The 12,993-nt window shown below is 37.2% G+C and carries 12 protein-coding genes; 9 read left to right on the top strand and 3 right to left on the bottom strand.

Features of this window, described 5'->3' with window-relative positions:
• The first annotated feature begins 70 nt into the window (after positions 1 to 70).
• The 9 genes from IW644_RS09850 (at position 71) to IW644_RS09890 (ending at position 9,546) form a co-directional block, all read left to right on the top strand.
• Positions 71 to 592, top strand: a complete 522-nt coding sequence (locus IW644_RS09850; RefSeq protein WP_269917446.1) for a serine O-acetyltransferase — start codon at positions 71 to 73, stop codon at positions 590 to 592.
• Positions 589 to 1,761, top strand: coding sequence for a glycosyltransferase family 2 protein (locus IW644_RS09855; protein ID WP_269917447.1), 1,173 nt, complete (start codon positions 589 to 591; stop codon positions 1,759 to 1,761). The genes IW644_RS09850 and IW644_RS09855 overlap by 4 nt, the downstream gene beginning before the upstream one ends.
• Positions 1,758 to 2,918 (top strand): hypothetical protein, encoded by a 1,161-nt coding sequence (locus tag IW644_RS09860; RefSeq protein ID WP_269917448.1) that lies wholly within the window; start codon positions 1,758 to 1,760, stop codon positions 2,916 to 2,918. The genes IW644_RS09855 and IW644_RS09860 overlap by 4 nt, the downstream gene beginning before the upstream one ends.
• Positions 2,919 to 2,926: 8 nt before the next feature.
• Positions 2,927 to 3,904 carry a polysaccharide deacetylase family protein gene (locus IW644_RS09865; protein ID WP_269917449.1) on the top strand — a complete coding sequence of 326 codons (978 nt, stop codon included), beginning with the start codon at positions 2,927 to 2,929 and terminating at the stop codon, positions 3,902 to 3,904.
• A gap of 2 nt (positions 3,905 to 3,906) precedes the next feature.
• Entirely contained in the window at positions 3,907 to 4,950 is a 1,044-nt protein-coding gene (locus IW644_RS09870) for a glycosyltransferase family 4 protein (protein WP_269917450.1), read from the top strand.
• Positions 4,947 to 6,080, top strand: coding sequence for a glycosyltransferase (locus IW644_RS09875; RefSeq protein WP_269917451.1), 1,134 nt, complete (start codon positions 4,947 to 4,949; stop codon positions 6,078 to 6,080). The genes IW644_RS09870 and IW644_RS09875 overlap by 4 nt, the downstream gene beginning before the upstream one ends.
• Positions 6,073 to 7,032 carry a GT-D fold domain-containing protein gene (locus tag IW644_RS09880; RefSeq protein ID WP_269917452.1) on the top strand — a complete coding sequence of 320 codons (960 nt, stop codon included), beginning with the start codon at positions 6,073 to 6,075 and terminating at the stop codon, positions 7,030 to 7,032. Before IW644_RS09875 ends, IW644_RS09880 begins: the two co-directional genes overlap by 8 nt.
• 35 nt (positions 7,033 to 7,067) lie before the next feature.
• Positions 7,068 to 8,552 carry an oligosaccharide flippase family protein gene (locus IW644_RS09885; protein ID WP_269917453.1) on the top strand — a complete coding sequence of 495 codons (1,485 nt, stop codon included), beginning with the start codon at positions 7,068 to 7,070 and terminating at the stop codon, positions 8,550 to 8,552.
• Between the two features lie 124 nt (positions 8,553 to 8,676).
• Positions 8,677 to 9,546, top strand: a complete 870-nt coding sequence (locus IW644_RS09890) for a sulfotransferase (protein WP_269917454.1) — start codon at positions 8,677 to 8,679, stop codon at positions 9,544 to 9,546.
• Between the two features lie 201 nt (positions 9,547 to 9,747).
• Here IW644_RS09890 and IW644_RS09895 read toward each other — a convergent pair whose 3' ends face one another.
• The 3 genes from IW644_RS09895 to IW644_RS09905 all read right to left on the bottom strand — a co-directional run bounded on the left by IW644_RS09895 (position 9,748) and on the right by IW644_RS09905 (position 12,971).
• A complete protein-coding gene (locus tag IW644_RS09895) occupies positions 9,748 to 10,854 on the bottom strand; it encodes an acyltransferase family protein (protein ID WP_269917455.1) in 1,107 nt (368 codons plus the stop codon).
• 81 nt (positions 10,855 to 10,935) lie between these two features.
• A complete protein-coding gene (locus tag IW644_RS09900; RefSeq protein WP_269917456.1) occupies positions 10,936 to 11,994 on the bottom strand; it encodes a hypothetical protein in 1,059 nt (352 codons plus the stop codon).
• Entirely contained in the window at positions 11,991 to 12,971 is a 981-nt protein-coding gene (locus IW644_RS09905; protein WP_269917457.1) for an endonuclease/exonuclease/phosphatase family protein, read from the bottom strand. Before IW644_RS09905 ends, IW644_RS09900 begins: the two co-directional genes overlap by 4 nt.
• Positions 12,972 to 12,993: the final 22 nt, after the last annotated feature.

The raw sequence follows: 12,993 nt of genomic DNA on the forward strand, positions 1-12,993 counted from the left end.
ATCTACAACCAGCTTAAGTAAATTACTTGAAGTAATACTAGTAGCATTCCTAGAAGAGTAATACGTTTAAATGTATAACACCATCCGCCTAATTAAGTCTGATCTAAAAAGGAAACAGCAGATCTTTTTAGAAGATGGCTCTGAAATATCATTACTAAGAGCTTGCATAACAGATGGCACTAGCGCTAACATATTGTATAGACTAGCTTTTCGCTGTTCTAAATCTAAGCCCTTAGCCCCAATTGCTCTACTTCTACAACACCTGAACAGAGTTTATAACGGTTGTATGATTGGTGTTAAAGCTGAATTTGGTCCAGGTTTTGTTATCATGCACCCTATTGGGGTTGTCATTAATTCAAAAGTTATTGGTGGCAAAAACATTACTCTCGAAAGTGGTGTAGTGATTGGAGACGAAAAAGGCAAATCACCGATACTCAACGATGATATTTTTTTTGGAGCTGGAGCCAAAGCATTTGGCGGAATTAATATAGGCAATAATGTGAAAGTTGGCGCTAACGCAGTGGTAGTAAAGGATATTCCGTCAAATACCACAGCGTTGGGAATACCAGCAAAAGCTAGAAAAATATCATGACGTACATAGAATTCTTATTTTGGTTGGCCATCTTCCTCATTCTTTACAGCTACTTATTATATCCAGTTGTACTATATTCTTTCAGCAGAGCATTTTCTAAACGCGAGCAAGTTAAGAAAAACGTGATTACTGAGGATAATGAATTACCTGCGGTGTCAGTCGTGATATCCGCGTATAATGAAGAAAGCTGTATAGGTGAGCGCATAGAGAACCTGTTATCACTTGATTACCCCCATGAAAAAATACAATTTTTCATTGCCTCAGACGGTAGCTCAGACAAAACCGACTGTATAATTAGCAGTTTTCGCGATCCACGTCTTTGCGTTTTTTGTTTTGAAGAAAACCGAGGAAAAATCAATGTACTCAACGATTTGCTTGAGCGTGTTAAAAGTGACATAACCGTATTCTCTGATGCTAATACCATGTTTGCAACTGATGCTGTACTAAACTTGGTTTCACCTTTTGAAAATGTAAAAGTTGGTGCCGTATGTGGCGAGCTTAACCTTGTGGACGCTTTTTCAGGCGACAATAAAGATGGCATTTATTGGAAATATGAACAATTTTTGAAAAAACACGAATCAAAAATTGATGCTCTTCTTGGTGCTAACGGTGGGATTTACGCAATTAGAACCTCGCTTTACGAACCATTACCGGACAACACAATAATAGATGATTTCTGCATTGTGATGAACGTAGCCAAAAGAAAATATCAAATTATCTATAATAAAGAGGCGTTGGCGACAGAAGAGATCGCACCGACCCTGAAGGAAGAAGCAGGTAGACGCATTCGCATAGGCGCTGGCAATTATCAATCATTGTCCCGCTTAACATGGTTGCTTAATCCGCGCTATAAGTGGCGCTGGTTTTCTTATTTAAGCCATAAGGTAATTCGCTGGTTTGTTCCTCATTTAATGATAGTTACCTTGCTTCTCAACATTGTACTCTTGTGGCACACTGATTATCTGTATACGGTAATGTTATTTGGACAGCTAGCATTTTATTCGTTCTGGATGCTAGGTGAGTTGAGAATATTTAAAAACGTTCCAATAGTTGGAAACATTATTAGTCTAATAACATTTTTTGTATCAATGAATATATCCCTTTTCAGAGGTTACATTAAGTTTCTATCCTCTAATCTATCAGCGACATGGCAAAGGACATCTAGATGATCGCGCTTACACTAGCACTTTTAGTATTACTCTCGGTAGCATTCATTGCCATTGTAAAGAAAAAGAAAATGCAGAGTTGGCTTTGGAATTACACGAAAAGCCAGTTTACACAAAAGCCTACTGTAAGTGGTACGCAGCATGTCATGTTTTGCTTTGTAGACCACTATGAGCCTCAGTGGAAAAATAAAGATAACATTGAATTGGAGCGACAACGTGTGGACCGATGGATGGTTGATTACCCCAAAATGGCCTCGCAGTTTCGAGATGCTGATGGAAACCATCCAAAGCACAGCTTTTTCTTTCCGGAAGAAGAGTATCGAAAAGAGCATTTAGATAAAATTTCCGATTTATGCGCTAAGGGTTTTGGCGAGATAGAAATACACCTACATCACGAGGATGATACTAGCGATAACTTAAGAAAAACCCTCTCAGGCTTCGCCCAATGCCTCCACGAAGAACATAACGCATTAAGTGTTGACCCTGAGACAGGCAAACCCGTTTACGCTTTTATACATGGAAACTGGGTGTTAGATAACTCTCACCCTGAAGGAAAATGGTGCGGTGTAAACGATGAGCTTATTGTACTTCGAGAAACCGGGTGTTACGCCGATTTCACGTTTCCATCCCCTGATGAATCGCAACCCGCTATGTTAAATACCATTTACTATGCGAAAGACGATCCAGAGAAACCGAAGTCTTATGAAACCGGACGACCTATTGTAAAAGGTGGCAAGGCTTGGGGAGACCTACTGCTTATCCAAGGAATTTTGGGTTTAAATTGGAAAGTGCGAAAGAAAGGAATTTTCCCTCAAATCGAAAACTCAGATGTTAGAAAAACGTTTCCTCCGACACCCAATCGCGTTGATTTGTGGGTCGATCAAGCTATTCATGTCGAAGGAAAACCTGAATGGATATTTATAAAAGTACACACCCACGGAGCTCAGGATGGAGATATGGAGACATTACTTGGCGAGCCTGTGAAGGAAATGCATCGACATTTAACCTCTAAATATAACGATGGAAAGAATTACGCACTACATTACGTTTCTGCTAGAGAAATGTATAACATCATAAAGGCAGCTGAAGCTGGGGAAGAAGGCAACCCAAACTCGTATAGAAACTATATCCTCGGCGCTCCTTCTTTTAAACGGCTTTGAGACCGCTAATGTCGCGTATAAAAAGGAAAATAGGTAGCTGGTTAGGGCTTGACCACTACTTTTGGAACAATCGCCCTGCAGGTCTATACAGCGTTAATTTTCATCGAATAGGAAATAGTGACGATACATCTTTCGATCCTTGCGTGTTTTCTTGTACAACTAAAGAACTCGATGAGCATATAACCTTTTTCAAGAATAACTTTAGAATTATTAGTATTGCTGAACTAAATAATTTACTCAGTTTAAATCAACCTATCGAAGAGCGCCTAATGTGCGTTACCTTCGACGATGGTTATATTGATAATTTCACCAACGCACTACCTGTTCTCAAAAAGCATAAAATATCTGCTAGCTTTTTTATTGCGACAGCGTTGATAGGGAGTAACACTGTACCGTGGTGGGACAAAGTTGCTTACCTACTTAAAACTTATCGTCCAGCACATGTTAAGTTGTCGAATTGGAAGAAACCCGTTTTAAATACTTATAATGAAAAAATATTCATACGTGATGTACTTACTCAAATAAAATGTTGTAAGACTTCTGCTCAAAATCAAATATATCAATTAGAGAAACAGTTGGGTTTCGAGCATAGCTATCCAGAAGCTGAATTTATGAATTGGGACCACCTTCGATATTTATTAGAAGAAGGAATGGAGATTGGTGCTCACTCTCACAATCACGATATACTAACAAAATTATCCGAAGATGAGTTGTTTTACGAACTAAGCCACTCTAAAGCTCTACTAGAATCGAAGCTTAAAACAAACATAACGGCTTTTTCATACCCTGTTGGAAATCGCTCAACTTATAACGAAAAAGTGATAATAGGCCTCAAAAATAATGGGTACGAATTAGCATTCAATTTCCAACCTGGCATAAATCGTCTGCCTTTAGCTTCGCCCTACGATTTACATAGGTTCCCTATTGCACCTGGCATATCGAATGAAGATTTAATGAAACTATTCGGATATGCAAAAAGGTTTTAATTATGAAAGTTTTACATTGTGTAAGTAGTCTCCAAGTCGGGGGGGCAGAAAAATGCGTTAAAAACCTGTCACTTGAACAAAAGTCACAGCAATTAAGTATCGGGATACTCTCCTTCGGTAAACCGAGTGATGCATTTCAAAGTGATATCGAGAAGGCTGGTATAGAGGTTTTTAATATAAATGGAAATGTATTCGTTAGATCGCTTAGAACAATTTCTGTTTTATTAAAATACTCGACGATACATATTCACTCTCCCGCCGTAATTAGAGCCTTTACTCCGCTGTTTCTGCTTTTAATGCTAAAAAATGTGATTTATACAATTCATGGTGAAGTTGAACCTCCTCTTAAGTATCTGAAGTTTGCGCATAAACTAAGTTCTGTATATATAAATACTATCTTTGCTGTTTCAGAGCCTATCAAACGAGGAATTAAGGAAAGGTATAGCTGGTCAGAACAGTTTGTTTCTGTAGTAGAAAATGGTGTTGTAGTTCCCCGCTCATTCGTTGAAATAGGAAATAAGAACAAACTAAGATTATGCATGGTTTGCCGCCTCATTCCGCTCAAGAACGTCTCCCAAATTATTGATGTTTTTAATAAACATGAACTTTTTGAAATGTTTCTTTTAGATATATATGGTGATGGCCCAGAAAGAGCCAAATTAGAAGATAAAGTAGAGCGTTTAAAATTATCAAAGTTCATCACTTTTCATGGGAGCCAGCTAGATGAAGACTTTATCTATGAGAATGAAGATGTGCTGCTAATTAATTCGACTACTGAGGGCCTTCCAATGTCATTAGTAGAGGCTATGGCTAGGGGCATACCGGCAGTTTCAACCAATGTCGGCAATATTAGCTCTGTCATTTCACATGGTGAGAATGGGTTTATTTACGAAATTAACGACATGGCAACATGGAAAAAATGTCTTTTTAGATTACACGAAGATCGTAAACTTTTAAAAGAAATGGGAAAAAGTGCACACCAATTTATTTCTAAGCAATTTTCTATCGAATCAGTTTCAGCTATTTATCAGAAATTCTACTCATGACTGGAAAGCCATCTCTACTTTTTTTCACCAACTTGCATCCTCTGCCTTGGCAGCCAACACGAGCTACATACAATGGAGAAGAGACCAAGTTTTTAAGTGAACATTATGAAATAAAAAAGTTAATTCCAGTGCCGTGGTTCGTTTGGCTAAAAAAAATTGTTTTAAACAAACACCGTGTACCTGATAACACCTGTATTTTTCCTTTTCTATATGTTCCCAAAGTACTAACTTCACTACACCCTCTAATGATGCTTATCTCAGTAATCGTATCGGTAAAGCCTCTAATGTGGCTAGTCAAAGCTGATAGAGTGATAGCAAGTTGGTCATATGCGGAAGGTGTCACTGCGGCTTTCTTTAAAAAAGTTAGCAAGGGAAAATTAATCATAGAAACATTAGGCAGTGATGTTAACGCCCTTATGGAAAAACCTTTTCATAGAGCTCAAATGAGATGGGCTTTTAACAACGCGGATGTAGTGACCGGAAAAAGCATTGCTTTAGTTAAAGCGATAGCTAATCACGCTCCAAAAACAAACACAAGCGTTGTCTATAACGGTGTGGATTTTAATACTTTTTCTTTGCGCCCACATCCCATTTTTCGAGAACAACAAATACGGTTACTCTTTATTGGCTCGTTGATTAAGACTAAAGGTATTGAAGAGTTAATTGGTGCTATGGCGCTAATGAAAACAAACGTGACTTCGATTGTTTTAGACATCATCGGTGATGGGGAGCTAATACAAAAAGTACGCAATGAAGTGAAAGTCAACAAACTAAATGAGAATATAAATATTCTTGGCTCGGTAGCACACGATCAACTATTGCCCTATTTACACAACGCTGATGCGTTAATACTTCCTAGTTACAGGGAAGGTGTTCCAAATGTTGTGATGGAATCATTAGCAACCGGAACTCCTGTCATAGTTACAAAAGTTGGGGGTATACCGGAAGTAGTAACCGACTGTAGTAATGGCGTATTCATTGACGATTTGAATAGCCAGGGGATTGTTGAAGCCATATATAAATTGACACAGCGTCATTGGAATCCAGAATTTATACGCTCTTCTATCTCACAATTCACTTGGAGCAATACGGCGGACCAGATACGCGGCTTATTAGAAAAAAATGACTAGTTATAAAGATATTAAACAACTAACTATTAAACAGTTTGAATCAGCTATCAATAAAGCCTTTGAAGACAAGTCCTCGTTCAGCTTTATTAGGCTCGGAGATGGTGAGGGAGCTCTTTTAGATTTTGACGAAGAGTGTACCATTCACGATACTTTGTACCTATCTGAGCACGTTGGCAAACAAGCTTCTCTAAACCAGCTCTATGACTTAAAAAGAAACCTATCAAACCTAATAAATACCGCAGATATTATCGGAGTCAGAGATGATGTTTTAGGTGTTTCATTTAACGACGCACTTATCAGTAGTAACAACACCGAATTATTTTTAGACACCTTCAAGAAATCATTTAGATTAAGAGAGACAGAAAGAAATATTTGTTTTGCCGATGCAGTTAGAATCGCAAAACTTTACAAAACGCTAAAGCATAGAAAGTTTCAGACGCAGCAGTTTTGTACGCAGTGGATTTCTTTTGATTACTTTTTATCAGGGGCAATGACTAATCTGTTAGAACGTGCCGGCCATATTGGCGTAATAACTGCGAGGACCGACATACCACAAAAACTTAGAGAGTGCCTTAGTATAAAAGTCACTGAACACATCACCCCAGATAAGTCGGCCAGACAGGTGGGACACTTTGTTCCACACTATCCAGAACATTTCGAAAGAATCAAAAACAGTATAAACGTAGAGTATCACGGAATGCCATACTTAGTAGCAGCAGGCCTTATAGGAAAGGGGTATTGTGCTGAAATACAGCAACAAGGCGGTATTGCGCTAGATATTGGAGCGTTAATCGACTGTTGGGACGGGCGCTATAGCAGACCTAAAGTAATAGAATCTCGTTTTACCGTTAAAAAAACACTATTAGGTAAAAAAAGACTACCTGATGAACTCAAAATGACAAAAGAGAATGCAGCTAGATTGCGTCAAGTATTTAAAAGTAGGCATTGCTAAGTTCGTATAGTGAACCACACAATTAGGTATAAATTTTGAGTAAAATACGACTACTGTCCTCAGGGCTATTCTCGCTTATTGAAAAAGTCATCACTGTTTTAGCAATGCTAATTCTTACCCCCAGTATAATCGAAAGTATTGGTAACGAAGGATATGGATTATGGCTTCTAATCCTCTCAGTATTGGCATTTTTTAATATAATTGAACTGGGCTTTCCCGCTGCTGTTCAACGGTTTGTTACCTTGTATTTAGAAAAAGGTGATAGAGATACCGCTAATCTATACCTGACTACATCCCTATTTTTATTTTTATCACTTGGAGTTATATCAGCCTTCGTTGCATTATTGGTATTTCAATTCCCACACTTACTCGGTTTAGAAGCTGATATGGATCAGCTATTAACAAAAGTGGCTGCTATCTTTGCTGTTAAAATAGTTGTTGATTTCTCCATGAACCCTATTAACGCGATATATGCTGCTCACTTGAGGGTAGATATTGACGCCGCCCTCGCCACGTTAAACGTCATAGTGAAATCTACTTTAATTTATTTTGTCGGTAGGCACTTTGGTATTGTTACTATGGCCTTATGTGCTGTTTTTACGGATATTTTTATAAATTTATTAAAGATTATCGCTGCTAGGAAAATTTATCCCTACTGGTGTTTGAAAAGAAAATACATTTCTTATAATGGCTTTCTTGAGCTATTTAACTTTTCGAAGTATATAATCATTATGGCTTTTGCCAAAATGATTAACCAACGCTCAGCTCCGATATTAATCAGTAATATTATGACTGTTAATTCAGTAGCAATATTTGGAGTTGCACAAAACCTCATAAACCATGCTGAAACATTAAACAACTCTATCTTTCAATCTTTCTCAGCATATTTTACTAAATTGGTAGCTCGTGGAGGAGAACTTAAAAATCACATAGATACGATTGCGAGAATGTGCTTCTTATGCTGCTTAACTTTAGCTATAAATCTTATTGTTTTCAGCGATCCTTTCATCAGAATTTGGCTGGGGCCCTCATTCAATGAAGCATCTGCTCTCATATCTATAATGGCCTTAGGTTTACTCGTTCGGCCATATGCTATGATATTTAGAAATATTCTTATCGCACAAGCCAATCATAAAAACCTTATGTATGCTTCCTTGATAGGTTCAATATTTACAATATTGTTAAGTATTGCTCTTGGAAAAATTTATGGTGTAATTGGCGTCGCTTTAGCCTTCGTATTGGTATCATATTTGGTAAACTTCATACTTTACCGCATTGCCTTTAAACGACATAACAAAATAGCATTAGTAAAACTTGATATCTGCTTCGCGGTGTCTGCGTCTGTTTTTTTTGTACTATGGTTAGTAGCGAGAGAGCAGCTTATTTTGCCTACCACATGGGCCTCGTTGATTCTTTCTGCTATTATCTTCAATGCATTTTTTGTCCCCACACTTGCTTACTTTTTTATACCAAAAGAAATAATGAGCTTAATGTTTTCAACAATAAAGAGAAAATTATAATGAAAAAGTGTTTGGTAATGCCTTGTCGATTCATTGCTCTATTTTTTGCTAACAAAAAACTCTGCTTTATGTAAGATATAGATAGTTTCTTAACACTCTTTTTGCTTTCAGGAACACGATAAAAATGACACTAGACCCTGTAGTTGTATGCAGAAGCGAATTTGAAAAATATTCTCGGCTCACGCGCACTCAAAAGTACAAAGCACCACTTCGAAGAGTTTTACAAAAGAGAAATTTTCAAGCTTTTTGCCTAGGTACGCCTAAATCAGGTACCCACTCTATAGCCAACATTCTAAATAACTTTAGATCCTATCACGAAATAAATGACACCTTCGTTATTGCCATGATATACCTGCGAAACTCTGGACTACTGTCAGACCAAGACATTAAAAAGGAGTTGAAACAGAGAGATAAATATAACTGGCTCGAGATGGATTCTTCTCACTATTACGGTCAGTTTGCTCAGCTTCTTGTCGAGACCTTTGAAGAAGCAAAGTTTGTCTTGACCATTCGTGACTGTGTATCTTGGATTGACTCTTGGTTTAATCATCAACTTGCTAGAGATGTACAAAAGAAAAACTCTCTCTATGATTTAGGTAGAAGGAACTATTACGATCGTGGTTTTTCTTACACTAAATACGACGAGCCATTAGAAAAACTTGGATTATACCCACTTGCCGCATATTTTGACTTTTGGAGCGAGCACAATAACAACGTATTAAATAATGTTCCCTCAAATAGACTACTAATCTTAAAAACAAAGGAGCTAGCTAATTCAAATTCTAAGCTATGTAATTTTTTGAACATAAATGAGTCTCGAATTATTACTGAACAATCACACAGCTTCAAAGCAAAGAAAAAACTGAATATTCTTAAAAAGCTAGATAAAGGATTCCTGTTGGATGTCGCCTCACAATACTGTATTGAGCTAAACGACAAAATGTTTCCCGAATCAAAAATTAAAGATTCGATTGAAGCAATCCATTCTCTTTAAACTTGGGTTTAACTGCTTCTAGAAAGTAAATAATGTTACTTACGACTAGACAATACTGTAGTTAAAAGCTAGTGCCTTCTAGTGAAGTCTGGTATATTCATATTGTACAAGACTCAACTGATAGCTATATTATCAGTTGAGTAAAGATTTACAGTATTAGAAAAATGGCCTTGGCTCCGCACTCCATAAGCCCAATAGCTTCTATTTTTTTTCTTTAGAAAAAATCTGAATGAACCAGTCCCTTCTATTCCTAATAGGCTTTTCTAGAAACAGTAGGCTTATCGTAGATATCGCTACTGTAGCTATTAAAAAGGTAAACAATCTAGCAGTCCAGTTGTCGCTAAATATACCCAAAAACATCATAGTGTTTAAGATAACCATCTGATAAACAAATAAGCCAAAGGATATGTCGTTTCTTGCAATAGCCTTTTCTAAGCGCATGAACCAAGCAAAACCGGAAGGAGCTTTAAAGGCTATACTAATTATAAAAAAAGCTAAAACAGTAAACAGAATAGGATTAATATCATTTCTTCCCCACTTTAAGCCTATTGCTCCTAAGCTTAAAAAGAGAGATAGGTGTAAAAACAGCCAAGGGCTCGCATATTTTGTTAGTTTTTTTAATTTATCGTAGTCGCGACTAAATATGTAACCCAATAGAAAAAAGAACAACCACGGTAGAAGTGTAAGAAAGTGAATAATCTTGGTTAGTACATTGGGATTAAAGTTATTCACATAGTGAAACACCATATTAAACAACGCACAACAAAGTAATAAGTAGTATACAAAATGGCTTTTGCCTTTACTCACCCAATATGCATCTAGCTTTCTTAATAAGGGTACCCCTAAGTAAAACTGAAGTATAACGGGAATTACCCAGAGGCTCCCATTTAAAACTCCAGTTCCAACATGACTAAGGAACTCTGGGTGATAAAAAAACACTACAGTAACCTGCCCTATACACCACGCGAAAAACTTGAGCCAGTCATTCCCCGTCAAATCCACCATGCCTAAGCTGAAAATAAGTACTATGCTGACACCAAATGCGGCCCATAACGGAGGATAAACTCTTAAAACTCTCTTTACGAAAAATTCACTTAGCGTAGAACTGTTGGATGAGCTAAGTGAAATTAGGAAGCCGCTTATAAAGAACAAAATGGGTACACCTGGAACTAACCAAGTTAGTTTTGAGACGACATCTATATAGGTTTGAGGGGCTGTATCAAATTGCTTTGAATGCGAAAAAACAATTGAAAACGCAGCAAGATATCTTATCCATATAAAGTGGTTGGTTCTTGGTATATTGCTCACTAAATTTGTTTCCTAGTTATCTTGCCTTAATTATGATAAAGCCCAATGGTTTAGATTACTGCTAAAACAGCTTTTGACGTTTTATAAGACCTGTCTAAAACATCGCATCAATAGCTTGTCCGGACGCAAGTGTGATTCGTAAAAAAGGTGATTTTGCTTCATCATTTCAAATCTATCATCACGGTGTTCCACAAGCCCTTTGACACGTTCAACACAATCTGTAGCCGAGTCAAACTCTTGAAAATGAATGTTAGGCTCTAAACCTCTAACTGTGTTTTCATTTTTTTCGCTAACGATTGCTTTTGACATTGCGATATATTCACCGAATTTCCACCCGATAGAACCATGAAGCCCCGTTGAAGCAATACAAATATCGTGTGATTTAACAGTATTGATATAATTCTTTTTACTTGTTAAATCAGTATTTTTTAGTACGAACTTCGGCTTCTCTTTTAAAGCAAAGTCAGTAGCAATAAGCCCTCCGGTAAATTTATCTTTAAATGTTTCCTGCAACATTGCTATACACTCAACTCTTTGTTTATTTATTTGTTCTCGTTGCAGCCTTTGCTCTTCGGTAACAGTAAAAAAGCTATCTGTATGGGTGTCCCATAACCTAGCTAAAAAAAGTATTTTAGGGTTATCTCTTAGAACTGGGCGAGAGTACAACGCTGATGTAGATACTTTATAATGGAGCTTACCTAAGAAATCGGCCTGCTTGATGAGTTCTTTTTTCCAGTCTTTCGTGTGATAAAACAGTGCACATCGTTTAAATGCGAAACGGTCAAAACCGTCCGCATAAACTAGATAGTTTAGGCCGTATGGAAGCACATATTTACTATAGTTGGCTTGGTCACTATTTGGGTTAAAACTACGTTTAAATAAAAAATCACAGCGTTCTAATGCCTCTGAATCGATTAAAGCACTGTCAGAAGTGTCAAAGCAGAGTTTTTTCCTCTCTAACTCAAGGTGCAATATATTGCTTTGTACGCTAAAGGGCGTTTTCGTTTTTCTTGCTTCTTTACTTACCCTCATGTCAACGTTAAGTACACCTTGGCGATGTAGCATAGTCAAGCCTGTATAAACTTGCTGAAGATGGTTAGAGTTGCTATCAGCATAAACAATGCACTTTGCATTTCTCACTCAGTTTGTCCTATGAATTGTAAAGTCGAAACAACAGGATAATGGTCACTTTCCATATCACGCCAAACCGATGTAGCTACAGGGGAAAGCCGCTTACTGGAAAGAATATGATCTATACGAGGCGAGAGAAACCAGCTTTTTCTTGTAGTTCCATAGCCAAAGCCGCTTTCATTAAAGGCGTTTCTAAATCCCCCCCAATACTGCGTAAACTGCTGATTCCTATCGGTTAAATTAAAATCCCCAGCAATAACAATAACTTCATCATCGCTCCATTTTTCTATCAGCGCTTTAACTAAACCGAATTCTATCGCTTTTGTATCTTTAAAAAGCGAAATTTTTGATAGAAATCCTGCAAATGTATTGAAGCGATAGCCAAAATTAGAAATCGATGCAAAATGCACGTTTGCCAGCAAAACAACGTTTCCTCCCACGTTTATTTTATGGAGAGAAACATATTGCCCCCAACCTCCTAACGCTCGTCTATTTAAACTTTCTAACTGAGTAAGAGCGTATTTAGATAAAACACATAGTCGCTTCACACATTCTCCGTACAAGTTATATCGAGAAGCGTCTTTAAACATGTCGTAACTCCCTTCTTGCACAAACAATACATCTAACTTTTTTTGCTCAAAAAATTGATAGAGTTTTTCAGCATTAACTCTTTGGGCTACGTTAAACGATGCGACTTTGAATCTATTATGAATAATACTGTCTTCTTCGACTAAATTGTGAGTAATATTGATCTGAAACGGAGAGCCCATAACGAAAAAGACACAACCAGTAAGAAATAAATAAAGCCTTTTTTTACTAATGAGAATTATGGCTGGTAAAAAAAGAAACAAGACTACATAGTCTGGGATAAAGTCGATAAAATAGAATTGATCTAATACTGAAAGCTGGAAGGCCAGTATCGAACACAGTATTACACCTATTATAAATATTAGTAGACTGGCGAGTTTTAACGCAGAAAGAATCATAACTGTTAACTCACATTAAATA

Origin of the sequence: Alteromonas sp. PRIM-21 (assembly GCF_027563165.1) — a bacterium.
Lineage (GTDB): Bacteria > Pseudomonadota > Gammaproteobacteria > Enterobacterales > Alteromonadaceae > Alteromonas > Alteromonas macleodii_A.